The 20313-nt window shown below is 70.5% G+C and carries 26 protein-coding genes; 18 read left to right on the top strand and 8 right to left on the bottom strand.

Going from position 1 to position 20313, the window contains the following annotated elements:
* The first annotated feature begins 82 nt into the window (after nt 1–82).
* Nucleotides 83–700: a nucleotide-binding protein gene (locus tag RTA_RS17295; protein WP_013902726.1), complete on the top strand. Its 618-nt coding sequence runs from the start codon at nt 83–85 to the stop codon at nt 698–700.
* Nucleotides 701–729: 29 nt separating this feature from the next.
* Nucleotides 730–1185 carry a MaoC family dehydratase gene (locus RTA_RS17290; RefSeq protein ID WP_013902725.1) on the top strand — a complete coding sequence of 152 codons (456 nt, stop codon included), beginning with the start codon at nt 730–732 and terminating at the stop codon, nt 1183–1185.
* On the opposite strand, the gene RTA_RS17285 is transcribed toward RTA_RS17290, so the two are convergent.
* Together RTA_RS17285 and RTA_RS17280 are read right to left on the bottom strand one after the other, a co-directional pair.
* Complete coding sequence (locus RTA_RS17285; RefSeq protein ID WP_013902724.1) at nt 1182–1682, bottom strand: tRNA (cytidine(34)-2'-O)-methyltransferase; 501 nt, start codon at nt 1680–1682, stop codon at nt 1182–1184. The two genes, RTA_RS17290 and RTA_RS17285, sit on opposite strands and share 4 nt — an antisense overlap.
* Nucleotides 1683–1688: 6 nt before the next feature.
* The gene (locus tag RTA_RS17280) at nt 1689–2390 is read right to left on the bottom strand and encodes a ComF family protein (RefSeq protein ID WP_041675710.1); all 702 of its coding nucleotides are present in this window, start codon (nt 2388–2390) and stop codon (nt 1689–1691) included.
* Between RTA_RS17280 and RTA_RS17275 the strand changes: the two genes are divergently transcribed.
* From RTA_RS17275 to RTA_RS17245, 8 genes are all read left to right on the top strand, one after another.
* Complete coding sequence (locus tag RTA_RS17275; protein ID WP_041675709.1) at nt 2389–3309, top strand: malonyl-ACP O-methyltransferase BioC; 921 nt, start codon at nt 2389–2391, stop codon at nt 3307–3309. The two genes, RTA_RS17280 and RTA_RS17275, sit on opposite strands and share 2 nt — an antisense overlap.
* A 73-nt stretch (nt 3310–3382) precedes the next feature.
* On the top strand, nt 3383–3856 hold the full coding sequence (locus RTA_RS17270) for a DUF2244 domain-containing protein (protein ID WP_013902721.1): 474 nt from the start codon (nt 3383–3385) through the stop codon (nt 3854–3856).
* Between the two features lie 73 nt (nt 3857–3929).
* A complete protein-coding gene (coxB, locus tag RTA_RS17265) occupies nt 3930–5093 on the top strand; it encodes a cytochrome c oxidase subunit II (protein WP_013902720.1) in 1164 nt (387 codons plus the stop codon).
* Between the two features lie 19 nt (nt 5094–5112).
* The gene (gene ctaD / locus RTA_RS17260) at nt 5113–6819 is read left to right on the top strand and encodes a cytochrome c oxidase subunit I (protein WP_013902719.1); all 1707 of its coding nucleotides are present in this window, start codon (nt 5113–5115) and stop codon (nt 6817–6819) included.
* 31 nt (nt 6820–6850) lie between these two features.
* Nucleotides 6851–6973, top strand: coding sequence for a cytochrome oxidase small assembly protein (locus RTA_RS21310; protein ID WP_013902718.1), 123 nt, complete (start codon nt 6851–6853; stop codon nt 6971–6973).
* Nucleotides 6974–6977: 4 nt separating this feature from the next.
* Nucleotides 6978–7565, top strand: coding sequence for a cytochrome c oxidase assembly protein (locus tag RTA_RS17255; protein WP_013902717.1), 588 nt, complete (start codon nt 6978–6980; stop codon nt 7563–7565).
* On the top strand, nt 7562–7780 hold the full coding sequence (locus RTA_RS17250) for a DUF2970 domain-containing protein (RefSeq protein ID WP_013902716.1): 219 nt from the start codon (nt 7562–7564) through the stop codon (nt 7778–7780). Before RTA_RS17255 ends, RTA_RS17250 begins: the two co-directional genes overlap by 4 nt.
* Nucleotides 7781–7846: 66 nt before the next feature.
* Nucleotides 7847–8728, top strand: a complete 882-nt coding sequence (locus tag RTA_RS17245; RefSeq protein WP_013902715.1) for a cytochrome c oxidase subunit 3 — start codon at nt 7847–7849, stop codon at nt 8726–8728.
* A 55-nt stretch (nt 8729–8783) separates the two neighbouring features.
* Here the strand turns inward: RTA_RS17245 and RTA_RS17240 are convergent, their stop codons facing one another.
* Entirely contained in the window at nt 8784–9005 is a 222-nt protein-coding gene (locus RTA_RS17240; RefSeq protein WP_193384803.1) for a twin transmembrane helix small protein, read from the bottom strand.
* 24 nt (nt 9006–9029) lie between these two features.
* Between RTA_RS17240 and RTA_RS17235 the strand changes: the two genes are divergently transcribed.
* Genes RTA_RS17235 through RTA_RS17210 form a run of 6 tightly spaced genes read left to right on the top strand, consistent with a single transcriptional unit; the run spans nt 9030 to nt 13945 of the window.
* Nucleotides 9030–9755 (top strand): SURF1 family protein, encoded by a 726-nt coding sequence (locus RTA_RS17235; RefSeq protein ID WP_013902713.1) that lies wholly within the window; start codon nt 9030–9032, stop codon nt 9753–9755.
* On the top strand, nt 9703–10434 hold the full coding sequence (locus tag RTA_RS17230; protein WP_041675708.1) for a redox-active disulfide-containing membrane protein: 732 nt from the start codon (nt 9703–9705) through the stop codon (nt 10432–10434). The genes RTA_RS17235 and RTA_RS17230 overlap by 53 nt, the downstream gene beginning before the upstream one ends.
* A complete protein-coding gene (locus RTA_RS17225) occupies nt 10434–11627 on the top strand; it encodes a COX15/CtaA family protein (protein WP_013902711.1) in 1194 nt (397 codons plus the stop codon). Before RTA_RS17230 ends, RTA_RS17225 begins: the two co-directional genes overlap by 1 nt.
* Nucleotides 11624–12493 carry a heme o synthase gene (gene cyoE, locus RTA_RS17220; RefSeq protein ID WP_013902710.1) on the top strand — a complete coding sequence of 290 codons (870 nt, stop codon included), beginning with the start codon at nt 11624–11626 and terminating at the stop codon, nt 12491–12493. Before RTA_RS17225 ends, cyoE begins: the two co-directional genes overlap by 4 nt.
* 17 nt (nt 12494–12510) lie before the next feature.
* On the top strand, nt 12511–13107 hold the full coding sequence (locus RTA_RS17215) for an SCO family protein (protein ID WP_013902709.1): 597 nt from the start codon (nt 12511–12513) through the stop codon (nt 13105–13107).
* A 13-nt stretch (nt 13108–13120) separates the two neighbouring features.
* On the top strand, nt 13121–13945 hold the full coding sequence (locus RTA_RS17210; protein ID WP_041675707.1) for a DNA alkylation repair protein: 825 nt from the start codon (nt 13121–13123) through the stop codon (nt 13943–13945).
* On the opposite strand, the gene RTA_RS17205 is transcribed toward RTA_RS17210, so the two are convergent.
* The 3 genes from RTA_RS17205 to RTA_RS17195 all read right to left on the bottom strand — a co-directional run bounded on the left by RTA_RS17205 (nt 13932) and on the right by RTA_RS17195 (nt 16661).
* Nucleotides 13932–14942, bottom strand: a complete 1011-nt coding sequence (locus RTA_RS17205; protein ID WP_013902708.1) for a Bug family tripartite tricarboxylate transporter substrate binding protein — start codon at nt 14940–14942, stop codon at nt 13932–13934. The two genes, RTA_RS17210 and RTA_RS17205, sit on opposite strands and share 14 nt — an antisense overlap.
* Nucleotides 14943–15082: 140 nt before the next feature.
* A complete protein-coding gene (rpoH, locus tag RTA_RS17200) occupies nt 15083–16015 on the bottom strand; it encodes an RNA polymerase sigma factor RpoH (protein ID WP_013902707.1) in 933 nt (310 codons plus the stop codon).
* A gap of 175 nt (nt 16016–16190) precedes the next feature.
* Entirely contained in the window at nt 16191–16661 is a 471-nt protein-coding gene (locus RTA_RS17195) for an Mpo1 family 2-hydroxy fatty acid dioxygenase (RefSeq protein WP_013902706.1), read from the bottom strand.
* A gap of 52 nt (nt 16662–16713) precedes the next feature.
* Here RTA_RS17195 and cutA point away from each other — a divergent pair, with 52 nt between their 5' ends.
* Nucleotides 16714–17076: a divalent-cation tolerance protein CutA gene (cutA, locus tag RTA_RS17190; protein WP_013902705.1), complete on the top strand. Its 363-nt coding sequence runs from the start codon at nt 16714–16716 to the stop codon at nt 17074–17076.
* A 2-nt stretch (nt 17077–17078) separates the two neighbouring features.
* On the opposite strand, the gene selD is transcribed toward cutA, so the two are convergent.
* Both selD and senB read right to left on the bottom strand, forming a co-directional pair.
* Nucleotides 17079–18152 (bottom strand): selenide, water dikinase SelD, encoded by a 1074-nt coding sequence (selD, locus tag RTA_RS17185; protein WP_013902704.1) that lies wholly within the window; start codon nt 18150–18152, stop codon nt 17079–17081.
* A complete protein-coding gene (gene senB, locus RTA_RS17180; RefSeq protein WP_013902703.1) occupies nt 18149–19150 on the bottom strand; it encodes a selenoneine biosynthesis selenosugar synthase SenB in 1002 nt (333 codons plus the stop codon). Before senB ends, selD begins: the two co-directional genes overlap by 4 nt.
* 35 nt (nt 19151–19185) lie before the next feature.
* Between senB and RTA_RS17175 the strand changes: the two genes are divergently transcribed.
* Nucleotides 19186–20280 carry an SUMF1/EgtB/PvdO family nonheme iron enzyme gene (locus RTA_RS17175; protein ID WP_013902702.1) on the top strand — a complete coding sequence of 365 codons (1095 nt, stop codon included), beginning with the start codon at nt 19186–19188 and terminating at the stop codon, nt 20278–20280.
* Nucleotides 20281–20313: the final 33 nt, after the last annotated feature.

The following is a 20313-nucleotide window of genomic DNA, read 5'->3' as shown; positions in this document are numbered from 1 at the left end:
AGGTCACCGGTCGCGCGCTCCCCGGTTTGGCTGTAACTCATCCGTGCGGCTACCATAGCACCCAACACCTGGAGAGCTGTCCATGCCCATCGTGGTCGTTGCCAACCCCAAAGGCGGTGCCGGAAAGTCCACGCTGGCGACCAACATCGCCGGCTACTACGCGTCGCAGGGCCATCCCGTGATGCTGGGCGACGCCGACCGGCAGCAGTCCTCGCGGCTGTGGCTGGGCCTTCGCCCCGCCGGCGTGCGGCCCATCGCCAGCTGGACGCTGGACGACGGGCAGGTGGCGCGCCCGCCCCGGGGCACCACCCACGTGGTGCTGGACACGCCAGCCGGGCTGCAGGGGCGCCTGTTCCAGGACGCGCTGAAGCTGGCCGACAAGGTGTTGGTGCCGCTGCAGCCCAGCGTGTTCGACATCTTCGCCACCCGCACCTTCCTGGACGAGATGGCCGAGCACCGCAAGGCCGGCCAGCTCCAGGTAGGCATCGTGGGCATGCGGGTGGATGGCCGCACCATCGCCGCCGACAAGCTGCAGGAGTTCGTGGCCGGCCTGGGCCTGCCGGTGCTGGGGCATTTGCGCCACACCCAGAACTACGTGCACCTGGCGGCCCGCGGGCTCACGCTGTTCGACGTGGCGCCGGCCAGGGTCGGGCGCGACCTGGAGCAATGGGACGGCCTTTGTCGCTGGCTGGACAGCTGAACCCGGCCGCCGGCGGCTAGGATCGCGGCATGAAAGTCCTCGAGAACCTGGCCGACCTGCTGCCGCTGGTGGGGCAGGAAGTCGCCGTCAGCAACTGGATCACCGTGACGCAGGAGCAGGTCAACCTGTTCGCGCAGGCCACCGGCGACCACCAGTGGATCCACGTCGACGTGGAAAGGGCCAAGGCCGGGCCCTTCGGCGCGCCGATCGCGCACGGCTTCCTCACGCTGTCGCTGCTGCCCCGCTTCTTCGAATCGGCGCTGGAGATCCGCAACAGCCGCATGGGCGTGAACTACGGCCTGAACAAGGTGCGCTTCACCTCGCCGGTGCCGGTGGGCAGCCGGCTGCGTGCGCGCATCAAGCTGCTGGGCTGCGACGCCATCGACCAGGGTGGCCTGCAGATGGCCTGGGCCGTGACCGTGGAGCGCGAGGGTTCGGACAAGCCGGTGTGCGTGGCCGAATCGCTGACCCGCCGCTATCCCTAGGGCGCCGCCGCCGGGCCGGCCGGACCGTCCGCCGCGCCGGCGAAGCCGTTCTGGCGCCAGGCTTCGAACACCGCCACCGCCACCGCGTTCGACAGGTTGAGGCTGCGCTGGCCCGGGCGCATCGGCAGCTTCAGGCGCTGGCCCGGCGCGAAGCGTTCGCGCAGCTGCGGCGCCAGGCCGCGCGTCTCGGCGCCGAACACCAGCCAGTCGCCCGGCCGGAAGGCCACCTCGTGCAGCGGCCGGGAGCCCCGGGTGGTGAGCGCGAACATCCGGTCGGCCGGCGGGTGCTCGGCCGCCAGCAGGGCCTCCCAGCCGGCGTGCCGGCGCACCTGCGCGTACTCGTGGTAGTCCAGGCCGGCGCGCCGCAGCTGCCGGTCCTCCATGGAGAACCCGAGGGGCTCGACCAGGTGCAGCGTGCAGCCGGTGTTGGCCGCCAGCCGGATCACGTTGCCGGTGTTGGGCGGGATCTCGGGCTCGACCAGGACGATGTGGAACATGCGGCCTCAATCCTCGCCGGTGCGCGCCACCACCAGCGCGGTCACCCGCGCGGCGCCGGCCCGGCGCAGCACTGCCGCGGCGCTGAACAGCGAGGACCCGCTGGTCATCACGTCGTCCACCAGCACCACGTCGGCGCCGCGCAGCCGTGGCGCGCCCAGCGGGTCGAGCGCGAACGCGTCCTTCACGTTGCGCTGGCGCGCCGCGCGGTCCAGCTGCGCCTGCGGCGCGGTCTCGCGCAGCCGCAGCAGCAGGGCCGGGTCGGCCTTGCGCGGGGCCAGGCGGCGCGCCAGCGCCAGCGCCTGGTTGAAGCCGCGCTCGGCCAGCCGCGCCGGCGCGAGCGGCAGCGCCAGCAGCAGGTCGGCGCGCTCCAGAGCCGGCTCGACCCAGGGCGTGCTGCGCAGCAGCTCGGCCAGGGGGCCGGCCCAGCCCGGTTCGCCCTGGAACTTGAAGCGCGCCACCAGGCCCGACCAGGGATAGGCATAGTCCACCGCCGCGAAGCAGGCGTCCAGGGGCGGCGGCTCGCGCAGGCACCGGCCGCATTCGGCCACGCCGGCGGGCACGGGCAGGGCGCAACGGCGGCAGCGCGGACGCGGCTGGGCGAAGCGCGCGACGCAGCGCTCGCACACCGGCCGGGCCGGCCAGGCGCCGCACACCTCGCAGCGGGCCGGCAGGTGCGCAGCCAGGCCGTGGATCCAGGTTCGCAGCATGCGGCCAATATACTTTCCCGTGCCCGACGAACGCCCGCCCACCATCGACCCCGTCGCCGCCGAACGCTGGGACCGTGCGGCGCCGGCGCGCCCGCCCTGGCTGCACGAGGAAGTGGGCCGCCGGATGGAGGAGCGACTGCAGTGGATCCGCCTGCAGCCGCGCGCGTGGGCCGACTGGGCGCCGGTGCGGGGCGGTTTGGAGGCCCACGCGCGGGTGGCGCAACGCTATCCCCGGGCCGAGTGCTTCGTGGCGGAGGAACAGGCCGGCCGGCGACAGGCGGCCGGGGCCGCCCTGTCGCCGCCGTGGTGGAAGCGCTGGCGCGGCGCTCCCGCCGTGCGTCACGCGGCCGGGGTGCCCGATGCGGCGGTGCAGATGCTGTGGTCCAACATGGCCCTGCACCTGGCGGCCGACCCGCGCGCGCTGATGGCCCGCTGGCACCGGGCACTGGCGGTGGACGGTTTCCTGATGTTCTCCTGCCTGGGCCCGGACAGCCTGCGCGAGCTGCGCGACCTGTACCGCGGGCTGGGCTGGCCGCCGCCGGCCAGCGAGTTCACCGACATGCACGACTGGGGCGACATGCTGGTGCACGCCGGCTTTGCCGAGCCGGTGATGGACATGGAGCGGCTGACCCTCACCTGGGAGACGCCGCAGCGGCTGCTGGCCGAGCTGCGTGAGCTGGGGGCCAACCTGCACCCCGGGCGTTTCCCGGCGCTGCGCGGGCGCGCTTGGCGGGGGCGGCTGGAACAGGCCCTGGCGGGCCGTCTGGCCGGGCCGGACGGCCGGCTGTCCCTGACCTTCGAGATCATCTACGGCCATGCGCTCAAGCCCGCGCCGCGGGTGCGGGTGGGCGCCGAGAGCGCGGTGTCGCTGCAGGACATGAAAGCCCTGCTGCAAGCTGACAAACGGCCTCGGGATTAGGCCGCCCGCCCGGGAGGGCGTGTTGTGACCGCACGCTACAATCCCGGGTTGATTTTGTGAGCGGCGACCTCCAATGCCGGTATTTCGTTTTGCCACGGTGCAGGGCCAGGCCATCCACTGGGCCCTCAAGCGCAACTGCTCGGTGACGCCGAGCCAGCTGGGCTGGTTCTACGCATCGCTGTGCGTGGTCTCGCTGGGCATCGCGACGGTCTTCTGGCTGCAGGGCGCCACCATGGTGCTGCCGTTCGCCTGGGTGGAACTGGCGGCCGTGGGCCTGGCATTCCTGGCGTATGCCCGGCACGCGACGGATGGCGAACGCATCTCCCTCCACGGCCGCCGCCTGGTGGTCGAGCTGGAGAACGCGGGCCGGCTGGAGCGGGCGGAATTCGACCGCGAGTGGGTGCGGGTCGAGCCCCGCTTCGACGGCCGGTCGCTGATCGAGGTGTCGGGCCGCGGCCGCTCGGTGCGGGTGGGGCGTTACGTGCGCCCCGAGCTGCGTCCGGTGCTGGCCCAGGAAATCAGAAGGGCATTGCGCGAGACGGATTGAAGCCGCCCGGTGGGGCCGCGCGCGGCGAGCCACGGCAGCATTCGTGACATTTGGTTAGAGGCAGAAAGTAACGATGAAGAGCATTACCAAAACCCTGGCTCCGCTGCTGCTGGCTGCGGGCGCCTTCAGCGGCGCGGCGCATGCGGTCCAGGACCTGCCCGGCGGCCCGGGGGTGCGCCAGCTCAACCTGCATGCGGCCGCCACCCGCATCGCCACCGAGCAGGCCTGGCTGCACTGGTTCATGCTCATCACCTCCACCGTGATCTTCCTGATGGTGTTCTCGGTGATGTTCTATTCCATCTGGAAGCACCGCCGCTCCAAGGGGCACAAGCCGGCCAATTTCCACGAGTCCGTCACCGTCGAGGTGATCTGGACCATCATTCCCTTCATCATCGTGATCCTGATGGCGCTGCCGGCGACCAAGGTGCTGGTGGCCGCCAAGGACACCAGCAACGCCGACGTGACCATCAAGGCCACCGGCTACCAGTGGAAGTGGGGTTACGACTACCTCAACGGCGAAGGCGCCGGCCTGTCCTTCCTGTCCACGCTGGACAGCACGCACCGCGAGATGTCCAACGACGGCGGCAACGCCGCCGACAAGCCCGACAACTACCTGCTCAAGGTCGACAACCCGCTGGTGGTGCCGGTCAACAAGAAGGTGCGCATCATCACGACGGCCAACGACGTGATCCACGCCTGGGGCGTGCCGGCCTTCGGCGTCAAGCAGGACGCGATCCCCGGCTTCGTGCGCGACACCTGGTTCCGCAGCGAGAAGGTGGGTGACTTCTACGGCCAGTGCTACGAGCTGTGCGGCAAGGAGCACGCCTACATGCCCATCCACGTGAAGGTGCTCTCGCAGCAGGACTACACCGCCTGGGTGGCCGACCAGCAAAAGCAGATGGCGGCCCGCCAGGACGATCCGAACAAGGTCTGGCAGCTGACCGACATCGCCGCGCGCGGCGAGAAGATCTACGCCGCCAACTGCGCGGCCTGCCACCAGGCCAACGGCAAGGGCGCCGGCCCGATCAAGGCCCTGGACGGCTCGCCCATCGTGCTGGATGCCGACAAGACCAAGTCCATCCACATCCTGCTGAACGGCCGCGGCGCCATGCCGGCGTGGCGCCAGCTGTCGGACACCGACATCGCCGCCGTCATCAGCTACACCAAGAACGCCTGGTCCAACAAGACGGGGCAAGTGGTCCAGCCGTCCGACGTGCTGGCCCAGCGTGGCAAGTAAATCCCAGAGGTAAGAAAAAATGAGCGCAGTTCTCGACAACCACGGCCACGCAGCGGGTGGCGAGCATGCCCATGACGAGCACCATGCCCATCCCCATGGCTGGCGCCGCTGGGTCTACGCGACCAACCACAAGGACATCGGCACGCTGTACCTGCTGTTCTCGTTCTTCATGTTCATGTTCGGCGGCGTGCTCGCCCTGGGCATCCGCGCCGAGCTGTTCCAGCCCGGCCTGCAGCTGGTCAATCCCGAGCTGTTCAACCAGCTGACCACCATGCACGGCCTGATCATGGTGTTCGGCGCCATCATGCCGGCCTTCGTCGGCTTCGCGAACTGGATGATCCCGCTGCAGATCGGCGCCTCCGACATGGCGTTCGCGCGCATGAACAACTTCAGCTTCTGGCTGCTGATCCCGGCGGGCGTCATGCTGGTCGGCTCGTTCTTCATGCCCGGCGGCGCGCCGGCCGCCGGCTGGACGCTGTACGCGCCGCTGACGCTGCAGATGGGCCCGTCCATGGACGCCGGCATCTTCGCGATGCACATCCTGGGCGCCAGCTCCATCATGGGCTCGATCAACATCATCGTCACCATCCTCAACATGCGCGCCCCGGGCATGACGCTGATGAAGATGCCGTTGTTCGTGTGGTCCTGGCTGATCACCGCCTACCTGCTGATCGCCGTGATGCCGGTGCTGGCCGGCGCCATCACCATGACCCTGACCGACCGCCACCTGGGCACCACCTTCTTCAACCCCGCCGGGGGCGGCGACCCGGTGATGTACCAGCACATCTTCTGGTTCTTCGGGCACCCCGAGGTCTACATCATGATCCTGCCGGCCTTCGGCATCGTCAGCCAGGTCGTGCCGGCGTTCGCGCGCAAGCGCCTGTTCGGCTACGCCTCCATGGTGTACGCGCTGTCATCCATTGCCATCCTGTCGTTCATCGTCTGGGCGCACCACATGTTCACCACCGGCATGCCGGTGACCGGGCAGCTGTTCTTCATGTACGCGACCATGCTGATCGCGGTGCCCACGGCCGTGAAGATCTTCAACTGGATCGCGACCATGTGGCAGGGCTCGATGACCTTCGAGACGCCGATGCTGTTCGCGGTGGGTTTCATCTTCGTGTTCACCATCGGCGGCTTCACCGGCCTGATCCTGGCCATGGCGCCGATCGACCTGCTGCTGCAGGACACCTACTACGTGGTGGCGCACTTCCACTACGTGCTGGTGGCCGGCTCGCTCTACGCCATGTTCGCAGGCTTCTACTACTGGGTGCCCAAGTGGACCGGCGTGATGTACGACGAGACGCGCGGCAAGATCCACTTCTGGTGGTCGCTGATCGCCTTCAACATCACCTTCTTCCCGATGCACTTCCTGGGGCTGGCCGGCATGCCGCGCCGCTACGCCGACTACCCCATGCAGTTCGCCGACTTCAACGCCATCGCCACCGTGGGCGCCTTCGCCTTCGGCCTGGCCCAGGTGTACTTCTTCTTCTGGGTGGTGCTGCCCTGCATGAGGGGCCGCGGCGTCAAGGCGCCGCAGCGCCCCTGGAACGATCCCGACGGCAAGGGCGCCGAGGGCCTGGAGTGGGAAGTGCCGTCGCCGGCGCCGTTCCACACCTTCGAGGTGCCGCCCAAGCTGGACGCCACCGCCACCCGCGTGCTGGACGCGCGCGTGATGCCCGAGCGGCACGAGCCGGTCACCGGCATCGTGCACGCGCCGCGCTGAAGGCCGCCCCTCCCGCACAGGACGCAGTACCGTGAGCAACCCGGACGATCACCGCAGGAAGAAGGGCAACCTGCGCCTGGCGCTGATCCTGGTGTCCATCGCGGCGGTCTTCTTCATCGGCTTCGTCGCCAAGATGGTGCTGCTGGGCAAGTAGGGTCATGAGCATCCGCGCACAGAACGCCAAGATGGTCGGCAAGCTGCTGGTGGTGGCGGCCGGCATGTTCGCCTTCGGCTACGCCCTGGTGCCGATCTACGAGCACATCTGCGAGGCGCTGGGCATCAACGTGCTGGCGGTCGGCGAGAAGCAGGTGCCCGGCACGTCCCGGGCCGCGGCCAACACGCAGGTGGACACCAGCCGGCTGATCACGGTGGAGTTCGACGCCAACGCGCGCGGCCCCTGGCATTTCAAGCCGGCGCAGGCGTCGGTCCAGGTGCATCCCGGCCAGCTGGCCACCGTGGTGTACGAATTCCAGAACGTGCAGAACCGCAAGATGGCGGCCCAGGCCATCCCCAGCTACGCGCCCCGCAACTCGGCCGCGCACTTCAACAAGCTGGAATGCTTCTGCTTCAACCAGTACACGCTGGAGCCGGGCGAGAAGAAGGAATGGCCGGTAGCCTTCGTCATCGATCCCCGGCTGCCCAAGGACGTGACCACCATCACGCTGTCCTACACCTTCTTCGAGGTCGGCGCCAAGGTGCCGGCCGAACCGACGGCGACCACCGCCACCCCGGAGCCGCGCTCGTGAGCGCCTGCACGACCATGCCCGAGCAGCAGCGCAGAGGGTCCGTGCTCCAGACCGTCAAGGCCGTGGCCTGGGCATTCCTGGGCATCCGCAAGAACAGCGCCTACCAGGAGGACCTGGGCAAGCTCAACCCGTTGCACATCATCGTCGTGGCCCTGGTCGCCGTGGCGCTGTTCGTGGGCGGGCTGATCGCCCTGGTGAACTGGGTGGTCGGCTGAGCGGCGCCGTACAGACAGATAGACAGACACACACACACCACAGAGTTTCGGGAACCAGGAGTCGAGATGAGTACCAGCACCCACGGCAGCACGCCCTACTACTACGTGCCCCAGCCTTCGAGGCACCCGGCTTTCGCGGCCTTCGGCCTGTTCTGGGTGATCCTCGGCGCCGGCCAGTGGATCAACGGGATCCAGTGGGGCAAGTGGTCGCTGTTCTTCGGACTGGCCTGGCTGTTCGGCGTGCTGTTCCAGTGGTTCCGCGACGCGGTGCGCGAGAGCGAGGGCGGGCAGTACAGCCGCAAGATCGACCTGTCCTACCGCTGGAGCATGAGCTGGTTCATCTTCTCGGAGGTGATGTTCTTCGGCGCCTTCTTCACCGCGCTGTGGTGGATGCGCTCGCATTCCGTACCCAGCCTGGGCGGCCTGGACAATGCGTTGCTCTGGCCCGACTTCAAGGCCACCTGGCCCACCGTTTCGCCCGGCAGCACTGCCTCGCCGGGCGGCATCGTCGAGCCCTTCCAGACCATGGGCCCCTGGCCGCTGCCGACCATCAACACCGCGCTGCTGCTGACCTCGGGCGTGACGCTGACCATCGCCCACCACGCCCTGGTGGCGGGCAAGCGCGCCAAGACCATCCTGTGGATGTGGATCACCGTGATCCTGGGCGCGACCTTCATGGGCGTGCAGGCCTACGAGTACATCCACGCCTACCGCGACCTGAACCTCAAGCTCACGTCCGGCGCCTACGGCTCCACCTTCTTCATGTTGACCGGCTTCCACGGCTTCCACGTGCTGGTGGGCATGCTGATGCTGCTGTTCATCACGCTGCGGCTGATGAAGGGCCACTTCACGCCCCAGCGCCACTTCGGCTTCGAGGGCGCCGCCTGGTACTGGCACTTCGTGGACGTGGTGTGGCTGGGGCTGTATGTATTGGTCTATTGGCTGTGAGCCGATAGAGAGGTGAAAACAAGGCGCCTGACGGGCGCCTTGTACTTTGTGGAAGCTAACCTTTCAGAGGCAGGCCGGTCGGGCTGATGTACCCCAGCTTCCACGCCCCCAGCAGGCACAGGAACAGCAGGATGGAAAAGCCGACGCGGAAAGCCAGGGCGCGGGCCATGTGGCCGGACTTGGGCTTGCCCTCCTGCCCGCCGCGCATCATGAAGAACAGGGCCGAGGCCAGGCTGCAGATGATGGCGATGAAGGCCAGCAGCACGAGGTATTTCATGGCCCGCATTATCCGGGGGACCCGGTGAGGGCCACACGCTCCTGGCTGGCCGGCCTGGCGGCCGCCTCGGGCATTGCCGCCACCACCGCGCTGGGCTTCTGGCAGCTCGGCCGGGCCCAGCAGAAGCTTGCCCTGCAGGCTTCGATCGAGGAGAGAAGAGCGCTTGCGCCCTTGGTGCAGCCTCGCTTGGATGCTATCGAAGACATAGCGCCCGTGCTGCACCGGCGCATCGAGCTGCGCGGCACCTGGGTGCCCGGGCGCACGGTGTTCCTGGACAACCGGCAGATGCAGGGCCGTGTCGGCTTTTACGTGGCGACACCGCTGCGCCTGGCCGGCAGCGGGGACACCGTGCTGGTGCAGCGCGGCTGGGCGCCGCGCGACTTCCTGGACCGCCAGCGCCTGCCCGCCGTCCAGACCCCGCCCGGGGAGGTGGTGGTGCAGGGGCGCATCGCCCCGCCGCCGGCCAAGCTATACGAATTCGACGGCGCGGGGCAGGGGCCCATCCGGCAGAATCTCGACCTTGCGGGCTTTCGCGCCGAGACCGGCCTGCCGCTGTGGGAGGCGGGCTCGGTGCAGCAGCTGGGCGAGGCGTCCGAAGGCCTGTCGCGCGACTGGCCGGCGCCGGCCAGCGGCGCCGACAAGAACTACGGCTATGCCGCCCAATGGTGGGCCATCGCAGGCGTGATCCTCATCCTCTATGTCTGGTTCCAATTCATCGCCCCCCGGCGCCGGCGGTTCCCGCGTGCTTGACGAGCCGCTCCAGCTGTCGGTGCACTCGCTGCCCAGCCCCCAGGGAGCGGCCGAGCGGGACGCGCGGCGCACCGCCGCCGGCCGCTGGAAGATGCTGGCCGTGCTGCTGGTGTGCGCCGCGCCCGTGCTCGCCTCCTACTTCACCTACTACGTGGTGCGGCCGGAGGGCCGGCGCAATTTCGGCGAGCTGATCGAGCCGCAGCGGCCGGTGCCGGCGCTGACCGGCGTCACGCTGGAGGGCCGGCCCGTGCCCCTGCCCGAGCTGCGCGGCCAGTGGCTGCTGGTCAGCGTCGCCGGCGGCCAGTGCGGTGCGGCCTGCGAGAACCACCTGTACCTGCAGCGGCAGCTGCGCGAATCCCTGGGCAGGGACAAGGACCGGCTGGACTGGGTCTGGCTGGTCAACGACCTGGCGCCGATCGCGCCGGCGCTGCAGCCCGCGGTGGCCCAGGCCACGGTGCTGCGCGTCGACCGGCAGCGGCTCGCGCAGTGGCTGGCGCCCGCCGCCGGGCGGCAGCTGGACGACCACCTGTACCTGGTCGATCCCATGGGCAACTGGATGATGCGGTTCCCCGCCGGCCTCGACCGGGAGGGTGCGGCCAGGGTCAAGCGCGACATCGACCGGCTGCTGCGCGCCTCCTCCTCCTGGGACCAGGCCGGGCGCCCGGCGCGGGAGCGCTGATGGACGCGCAGCCGCTGTACGACCTGTCGCCCGCGCTGCAGCTGATGGCGCTGGGCGTCGTGGTCGCGCTCGGCCCGCTGGCCTGGGTGTGGCTGCGCAACCGCCAGGCCTCGGCGGCGCGGCGGCTGTCCGCGCTGACCCTGCTGACGCTGTTCCTCACCTTCGACCTGGTGCTGTTCGGCGCCTTCACCCGCCTGACCGACTCGGGCCTGGGCTGCCCCGACTGGCCCGGCTGCTACGGGCAGGCCAGCCCCCTGGGCGCGCGCGCCGAGATCACCCAGGCGCAGGCCGCCATGCCCACCGGCCCGGTGACGCACGGCAAGGCCTGGATCGAGATGATCCACCGCTACCTGGCCAGCGGCGTGGGCGTGCTGATCCTGACGCTGGCCGCGGCCACCTGGTGGCTGCGTAGGCGCGGCACGGGGGAGCAGGCGGCGGTGCTGAACCCGTGGTGGCCGACGGCCACCCTGGTCTGGGTGTGCCTGCAGGGCGCTTTCGGCGCGCTCACCGTGACCATGAAGCTGTTCCCGGCCATCGTCACCCTGCACCTGCTGGGCGGGCTGGTGCTGCTGGCCTTGCTGTGCCGGCAGGCGGTCTCGTACGCGCAGGCGAAGGACGGGCGCGCGCCGCTGGCCTTGCCGCCCGCGCTGCGCGCCGGCCTGGCCGCCGGCTTCGCGCTGCTGTGGCTGCAGATCGCTCTGGGCGGCTGGGTCAGCACCAATTACGCGGTGCTGGCCTGTGCCGAGTTCCCGGCGTGCCAGGGGCAGTGGTGGCCCCCCATGGATTTCCGCCAGGGCTTCGAGCTGTGGCGCGAGCTGGGCAAGAGCGGCTCGGGCGAGCACATCAGCTTCGCGGCGCTGACGGCCATCCACTACGCGCACCGGCTGGCGGCCTACCTGGTGCTGGCCGTGCTGGCGCTGCTGGCCTGGCGGCTGCACGGCGCGGGCTTGCGCCACCAGGCGCGCTGGATGGCCGGCCTGGCGGCGCTGCAGCTGGCCACGGGCCTGTCCAACGTGGTCCTGGGCTGGCCGCTGCTGGCGGCGGTGGGCCACACCGGCGGCGCGGCGGCGCTGGTGGTGGTCTTCACCTGGGCCTGGTGCGAGAGCGCATCTTCCCCTCTCCCTCTGGGCGAAGGCGGGGTGAGGGCCCGGGGGGCGAGACCTTACCCGGAAGGAGAGGGAGTAAGACCATGACGCGGCTGGCGCAGTTCTACGCCCTGACCAAGCCGCGCGTGGTGCAGCTGATCGTGTTCTGCGCGGTCATCGGCATGGTGCTGGCCGTGCCGGGCGTGCCGCGACCGGCCGAACTCGCGCTGGGCGCCGCCGCGGCCCTGGGCATCTGGCTGGTCGCGGGGGCGGCCGCGGCCTTCAACTGCCTGGTGGAAAAAGGCATAGACGCCAAGATGAAGCGCACCGCCTGGCGGCCCACCGCCAAGGGCGAGCTGTCCGACACGCAGACGCTGCTGTTCGCCGCCGTGCTGTGTGCCCTGGGCTCATGGCTGCTGTACCGCTGGGTGAACCCGCTGACCATGTGGCTCACCTTCGCCACCTTCGTGGGCTACGCCGTGGTCTACACCGTGATCCTCAAGCCGCTGACGCCGCAGAACATCGTGATCGGCGGCGCCTCGGGCGCCATGCCGCCGGTGCTGGGATGGGCGGCGATGACGGGCGAGGTCGGGCCGGAGGCGCTGATCCTGTTCCTGATCATCTTCCTGTGGACGCCGCCGCACTTCTGGGCGCTGGCGCTGTACCGGGTGGAGGATTACCGCAAGTCCGGCCTGCCCATGCTGCCGGTCACGCACGGCAACGAGTTCACCCGGCTGCAGATCTTCCTGTACACGCTGGTGCTGCTGGCCGCCTGCCTGATGCCCTTCGCCTACGGCATGAGCTCCTGGCTGTACCTGGCGGCGGCGCTGGTGCTGAGCCTGGGTTTCTGCGCCTACGGCTTCCGGCTGTGGCGCGAGTACTCCGACGCACTGGCCCGCCGCACCTTCCGCTTCTCGCTGATCCACCTCGCCGTGCTGTTCGGGGCGCTGCTGCTGGACCACTATCTGCTCTGAAACCGCCGAAGACCGCCATGCAACGCCGACATGCCCTGACCTTCCTGGCCGCCGCCGCGGCGCTGGCCGCCTGCGGCGAAGCCAAGCCGCAGTTCACCTCCATCGACATCACAGGCGCCGACTACGCCAAGGACTTCCAGCTGGCGGACGCCAGCGGCCAGCCGCGCAGCCTGAAGGACTTCCAAGGCAAGGCCGTGGTGGTGTTCTTCGGCTTCACCCAGTGCCCCGACGTGTGCCCGACGGCGCTGGCCGAGCTGGCCGAGGTCAAGCGGCTGCTGGGCCCGCAGGGCGACCGGCTGCAGGGCATCTTCGTCACGGTGGATCCCGAGCGCGACACGCCCGAGGTGCTCAGGGCCTACATGGCCAACTTCGACCCCGGCTTCGTCGCCCTGCGTCCCGCCGGCCCCGACCAGCTGGCCGCCCTGGCCAAGGACTTCAAGGTCTACTACAAGAAGGTGGAAGGCAAGACGCCCACCAGCTACACCATGGACCACTCGGCCGCCAGCTTCGTCTACGACCCGCAGGGCCGGCTGCGGCTGTACACCCGGCCCGGCACCGGCCCGCAGGCGCTGGCCGGCGACATCCGCCTGCTGCTGGGGCAGCAGCAGGCCTGAGCGGGCGCGGGCGATGGTCCAGCACCTGCTGGCGCGCAAAGGCGCGGCGCGCGTTGCCGCCATCCCGCCCGAGGTGCTGGAAGCCTTGAACGACGGCCTGCTGCCCACGGTCTGCCTGACCGAGTTCCTGGCCGTGGATCTCGCGCGGCTGGCGCGCGGCGTGGCGGCGCGCATCGGCCTGGACGGCGAGGCCGAGCTGCTGGCCGATACGCTGGCCATGCTGCCGGCCATCAAGCCCATGAAGCGCCACGCCCTGGTGGCCCGCGCGCTGTACGAGATGGCGCAGCCGCGCGCCGACCGCGACGCCATCGCCCATGCGCTGGCCACCCACCCCAGCGACATCGCCCGGTGCTGGGCGGCGCAGTGGGTGCAGTTCGCGGCCATGCCCCTGGAGGACAAGCTCAGGTCGGTGCGGCGCTTCGCGGCCGATGCGCATTTCGGCGTGCGCGAGATCGCCTGGATGGCGGTGCGCGACGAGGTGGCGGGCGACATCGACGTGGCGGTGCGCCTGCTGCAGCCCTGGGTGCGGGATGCCGACGAGAACATCCGCCGCTTTGCCAGCGAGGCCACCCGGCCGCGCGGCGTGTGGTGCGCCCAGGTCGAGGCGCTCAAGGCCGAGCCGTGGCGGGCACTGCCGCTGCTGGAGCCGCTCAAGGCCGACCCCAGCCGCTATGTGCAGAACTCGGTGGCGAACTGGCTCAACGACGCGAGCAAGAGCCAGCCGCGGTGGGTGGAGGCGCTGGCCGCACGCTGGTCACGCGAGGCGCCCGGCCCGGCCACCGCCTACATCGCGAAGCGGGCCGTGCGGACGCTGAAGCAAGCGCCTATTCGGCCTTGATGCCGCGCATGGCGATGACGCCGCCCAGCAGGTTGGTGTCGTTCTTGATGCGCAGCGCCAGTCCCTCGGCCGAGGTGCCGGCCACCTGCCAGCCCTGCTGGAAAAGCTTCTGGCGCACTTCGGGGCTGCGGGCGATCTCGGCGATCAGCGCCGACAGGCGGCTGACGACGGGCCGGGGCATGGAGGCCGGCGCGGCCGCAGCGGTCCAGATCTCCAGCTGGAAGCCACGCGTGATGCCCAGCTCGTCCAGGCTGGGGTACTCGGGCACCAGCGGGCTGCGGCCCAGAGAGGTCACGCCGATGGCCTTGAGCTTGCCGGCGCGCACCTGGGCCACGGCCAGGCCCGGGGGCAGCAGCGACAGCTGGATCTGTCCGCCGATCATGGCGTTGATCACCTGCGGATTGCCCGGATAGGGCACGTGCACCGGGTTGATGTTGGTCTTGGTCTTGAGCAGCTCCATGCCGATGTGGCCCACGGTGCCCACCCCGGGCGTGCCGTAGCTCCACTTGTCGCCGGCGTTGCGCGCCTGCACGAACCAGTCCTGCGCGTTGGCGCCCGGCGCGTCGGCCGGCGCGGTGAGCATCAGCGGCGCCGTGCCGATCAGGCTGATGGGCGCCAGGTCCTTGATCGGGTCGTAGGGCGTCGCCGGGTTCAGCAGCTTGGCGATGGTCATGTTGCCGTTGATCATCACGCCGATGGTGTGCTGGTCGCTGGCCTTGGCCACCATGTCGGCGGCGATGTTGCCGCCGGCGCCGGGCCGGTTCTCCACGATCACCGGCTGGCCCAGCGCCTTGGACAGGGGCTCGGCGATGGTGCGGGCCACCAGGTCGGGCGTGGAGCCGCCGGGAAAGCCGACCATGATCTTGACGGGCTTGGTGGGCCAGGCAGGCGCGGGGTTGCTCCGGGGCGCGGCGGCAGGGGTCTGGGCCAGCGCCGGCGTAGCCAGGGCGCCGGCCGCCAGCGCCAGCAGGCGGCGGCGCGCAAAGGTAGGGGGCATCTTGCTTCCTCTTGGGGACAACGGGAAGGGCCGCGGGTGGGCCCGAGCCGCGAATGCTAACGCCTGCGGTCGGGCCGCCCCGGGCCAAGAAAAAAGGCACGGGTCACCGTGCCTTTTTGTTCCGGGGAAGAAGCCGCGCCTCAGGCGTAAGCCACCAGGGCCTTCTTCATCTTCTTCATCGCCGCCGACTCGATCTGGCGGATGCGCTCGGCCGACACGCCGTACTCGGCCGCCAGCTCGTGCAGCGTCATGCCGCCCGAGCCGTCGTCGTTGACCTTGAGCCAGCGCTCCTCGACGATGCGGCGGCTGCGCGCATCGAGCTGCTCCAGCGCGGCGGCGATGCCGTCGGTGGCCATCACGTCGCGCTCCTGCGCCGCCAGCACGGCGGTGGGCTCATGGCTGGCGTCCGACAGGTAGGCGATGGGACCGAAGGCCTCCTCGCCGTCGTCGCCGGGCGCCGGGTCCAGCAGCACGTCGCCGCCGGCCATGCGCGTTTCCATCTCGATGACTTCCTCGCGCTTGACGTTGAGCTCGCGCGCCATCACCTCGATCTGCGCGTCCGTCAGCGTCTCGCGGTGGGTCTGCGCGTCTTCCTCGTCCTTGAAGCCCTGCTTCATGGAACGCAGGTTGAAGAACAGCTTGCGCTGGGCCTTGGTGGTGGCCACCTTGACCATGCGCCAGTTCTTCAGGATGTACTCGTGGATCTCGGCCTTGATCCAGTGCAGCGCGTAGCTGACCAGGCGCACGCCCTGGTCGGGGTCGAAGCGCTTGACGGCCTTCATCAGGCCGATGTTGCCTTCCTGGATCAGATCGCCGTGCGGCAGGCCATAGCCCAGGTACTTGCGCGACACCGAGACCACCAGCCGCAGGTGCGACAGCACCAGCTTCCCGGCGGCTTCCAGGTCGTTGTGGTCGCGCAGCTTGCGTGCGTAGGTCTGCTCTTCCTCGGGGGAGAGCATGGGCAGGCGGTTGACGGCAGAGATGTAGGCGTCGAGGTTGCCCAGCGAGGGAACCAGGGCCCAGGGGTTGGCCACCGCCAACCCGGTGCCCGAGGCGCCAAGTGAGGGGGACATACCGGTTGCTCCTTTCATGGTGTTCGGCATATTAGCACTCGCTTGGATCGAGTGCTAATGCCGAAGTTTCATCGGCCCGATAGGAAAATAGGGGTTAACCCTGGCCGCGAAACCTCATTGTCATGGAGCACCACCGGCGCCGGGAGTTCCGGCCCTGGCCCGGACGGACTACCGGCTACCAGCGCAAGCCCAGCCGTTCGAACAGCTTGCTGAGCACGAACAAAGGCCCCACCCACAGGTACTGCAGGTCCTCGAAGAACGACGGCTTCCTGCCTTCGATCTTGTGGCCGATGAACTGGGCGATCCAGGCCGCCACGAAGATGCCCGCCGAGAGGGGCAGCACCCAGGGGCCCATGGCATGGACCAGCCCCAGGGCCAGGGCCGACAGCAGGGTCATGCTCAGCAGGAAGACCAACGACAGCCGGGCGTAATAAACCAGGCTGGCGGCGACGAAGGCATAGGCCACCCAGGGATGGGCGGCGAACAGCAGGCCCACCAGGCTGAGCATGATCAAGGGGATGGCGACGAAGTGGATGGCCTCGTTGCGCGGGTGGCGGTGGCTCTCGGCGTAGTGGGCCAGCAGCCGGTCCACGCGGCGCGCCGACGCGCCGCCGCCAGGGCTCTCGGAATCGGCCAGGGTGCTCATGTCGGGGTCTCCCGCTTGTTGGAACAATGCCTGCATTCTGGGAGATGAACGCATGTCCGATGGTCAAGAACAACCCGAGGTCCTGAGCCTGGTGACCACCCTGCCCAGCCAGGCCGATGCCCAGCGCCTGGCGCAGGCGCTGCTCTCGCGGCGGCTGGCGGCCTGCGTGCAGGTCGAGCCCGGGCTGCTGTCGCACTACCGCTGGGAGGGCAGGGAATGCGCCGACGCGGAAGCGCGGGTCACGCTCAAGACGCTGCCGCAGTGCCTGGATGCCCTGCTGGCCTTCCTGGCCGAGCACCACCCTTACGAGTTGCCGCAGCTTTTGTGGCAGCGCATGGCCTCCACCCCGGCCTATGCGGCCTGGGTGCGCGGGTGCGTGGAGGTGCCGGCAGGCGAGAAGGCGCCCGGTACCTGAGCTCAGCGCACCTGCAGGCGCGCGCCGGAGCCGGATTCCATGCGCCCGACCACGGCGGCGGCCTCGAAGCCGTGTCGGCGGAACACCGCCAGTACCTGGTCCACCGATTGCGGCGTGCACGACACCAGCAGGCCGCCGCTGGTCTGCGGGTCGGTCAGCAGCGCCTGCGGGGCGTCGCCGAAGCCGCTGGGCAGCGACACCTCGGCGCCATAGCCGGCCCAGTTGCGGCCGGAGGCTCCGGTGACGAAGCCGCGGCCGGCCAGCTCGGCCACGCCCGGCAGCAGCGGCACCTGGGACCAGTCCAGCTGCGCCTGCAGCCCGGCGCCGCGCGCCAGCTCCAGCGCATGCCCGGCCAGGCCGAAGCCGGTCACGTCGGTCAGGGCATGCACGCCGGGCAGCTCGGCCAGCTCGGGTCCGGGCGTGTTCAGCTGGGTGGTGGTGGCGATCATGCGGGCATAGCCGGCCGCATCCAGCGCCTCTTTCTTCAGGGCCGCCGACAGCACGCCCACGCCCAGCGGCTTGCCCAGCACCAGCAGGTCGCCGGCCCGGGCGTCGGCATTGCGCTTGACGCGCCTGGGATGGACCAGACCCAGTGCCACCAGCCCGTAGATCGGCTCCACCGAGTCGATGGTGTGGCCGCCGGCGATCGGGATGCCAGCGGCGCGGCACACCGACTCGCCGCCTTCCAGGATGCGTCCGATGGTGGCGGTGGACAGCACGCTGATCGGCATGCCCACCAGGGCCAGCGCCAGGATGGGCTTGCCGCCCATGGCGTACACGTCCGAGATGGCGTTGGTGGCCGCGATGCGCCCGAAGTCGAACGGGTCGTCCACGATGGGCATGAAGAAGTCGGTGGTGGCGATCAGGGCCTGTTCGTCGTTGAGCTTGTAGACGGCGGCGTCGTCGGCGGTCTCGATGCCCACCAGCAGCTCGGGCGGCAGCGGCATGCGCGCCGTGCCCTTGAGGATCTCGGCCAGCACGCCCGGCGCGATCTTGCAGCCGCAGCCGCCACCATGCGACAGCGAGGTCAGACGCGGCTCGGCGATGGCATGGGCGGGGTTCAAGGGGGCGTTCATGGGATGGTGTCCTGGAGGTGGTGGATCAGCCGCAGCAGGCCGTCGCGCTCGGCCTCGGGGGCGAACAGCGGCGCGCGGGCCCCGCATTGTGTGCGAAGGCGGGGCAGCAGCGCCCGCGGCGGGTCATCCGGGGGGCCCACCTGCTCGGCGCGGCAGCGCGCCAGCAGGGCCGCCAGCTGCGCGGCGTCGCCATGCGTGAAATAGCCCTCGTAGCCGGTGCCCAGCATGCCGATGTTGCCGCTCACGCCCGAGGCCAGCACCGGAGTGCCGCTGCGCACGGCTTCCATGATCACGTGGGCACCGCCCTCCAGGGCGCTGGTGTGCACCAGCAGGTGGGCGCGCTGGATCGCCGAGCGCACGCGCGCATGCGGCAGGCCGCCCAGCCAGCGGTAGGCCGGGTTCGCGGCCTCGGCTGCGCGGGCCAGGTCGGCCCAGTGCGGCTCGCCGGCCTCGCCGATGTGGGTGATACGGATGTCGGCGCGGCCGGCCAGCAGGCGGACCGCTTCGAACAGGGTCTGCGGGCTCTTGACCTCGCGCAGGTGGCCCACCATCACGGCATGCAGCCGGCGCGCGGTCTTGGGGAGGGTGGCGCGCGCCGGGGTGGATTGATAGATCACGCGCGCCTTGGCGCGCACCGCCGCCGGCAGGGCATCCACGGCCTGGTCCTGCAGCACCACCAAGCGGGCGGCGAGCTCGAGCGAGCGCCGGGCCTGGGCGTCGGTGGCGATGTCCTGGTACAGGTCGGTGCCGGTGAGCACCACCGCCAGCCCGCGCGGGCCCCGCGCCCCGGCCCAGGCCTGCACCGCGGCGGCCGAGCGCCGGGCGTGCAGCGCCAGCATCACGGCATCGCCCGCGGCGCCTGCGTCCGGCCATTGCTGCGTGACGCGGACGCGGTGGGTGTCGCCCAGCAGCCTCGCCCAGCGGCGCGCCGTCTGCGCATTGCCGTTGTTGGAGCCGGCCGGCACGGGGCTTACGATGACGACCGATGATCGGACCATCCGGGGTTTATAGCGCGGCCGAGCCTCTGCCTGGCATGGCAGAACGCCTGCGGCGTGGCGGCACGGCCGACGTGCGCGCGGCGCTGCTGGACGCGCGGGCCCGCACGCTGGCCTGGGCCGAGGCCTGCGCCGCGGCGCTGGGCCCGGCGATGGACGTGCCGCGCGGCGAGCACCTGAACCCGCCGCTGTGGGAGCTGGGCCACCTGGCCTGGTTCCAGGAATGGTGGGTGGCGCGCAACCCGCAGCGCGATCGCGGCGAGCGGGCCGACCCGGACGCGCCGCGCCCGCTCCCCAGCCTGCCGGGCGCCGACGGGTGGTACGACTCCAGCCGGGTGGCGCATGGCACGCGCTGGTCGCTGCCGCTGCCCGGGCTGGAGGCGACGCGCGCCTGGCTGGGCGAGACCCTCGCGCGCACGCTGGACAGCCTGGACGCGCTGCCGGCCGGCCCCGGCGAGGAGGCGCTGTACTTCTTCCGGCTGGTGGCCCTGCACGAGGCCATGCACGCGGAAGCGGCCGGCTACATGGCACGCAGCCTGGGCTTCGAGGTGCTGCCGGCCGGGCGGTCCGCGCCGCAGGCCGCATCCGCGGCCAGCCTGTCCGATGGGACCCTGCGGGTCGCTGCGCAGGAGTTCCTGCTCGGCACCTGCGGTCCCGGCTTCGCCTTCGACAACGAGCGGGCCGCGCATCCGGTGCGCCTGGCCGCGTTCGCGATCGATGCCGCGCCGGTCAGCTGGGCCAGGTTCTCGGCGTTCGCCGACGCGGACGGCTATGCCGACGCGCGCTGGTGGAGCGCTGCGGGCTGGGCCTGGTGCCGCTGGGCCGGCCGCCGCCTGCCGACCGAAGCGGAATGGGAGTGCGCGGCGCTCACCGCGCCGGGCTTCTTCTGGGGCCGGGTCTGGGAGTGGACGGCCAGCGACTTCCAGCCGTACGCCGGCTTCCGGCCGCATCCCTACCGCGACTACTCGGCGCCCTGGTTCGGCCCGGACCGGCGCGTGCTGCGCGGCGCCTGCGACGCCACCTCGCCCTGGCTGGCGCATCCGCGCTACCGCAATTTCTTCGCGCCGGGGCGCACCGACATCTTTGCGGGCTTTCGCAGCTGCGCGGGCGGCCCCCGCGTGCTTGCGCTCTAATCGCCGGTTGCCTGTCCTCCAGGAGATCCGCCG

The sequence above is a fragment of the Ramlibacter tataouinensis TTB310 genome (genome assembly GCF_000215705.1).
Classification (GTDB): Bacteria; Pseudomonadota; Gammaproteobacteria; order Burkholderiales; family Burkholderiaceae_C; genus Ramlibacter; species Ramlibacter tataouinensis.
This window is presented reverse-complemented; position numbering and strand designations above follow the sequence as displayed.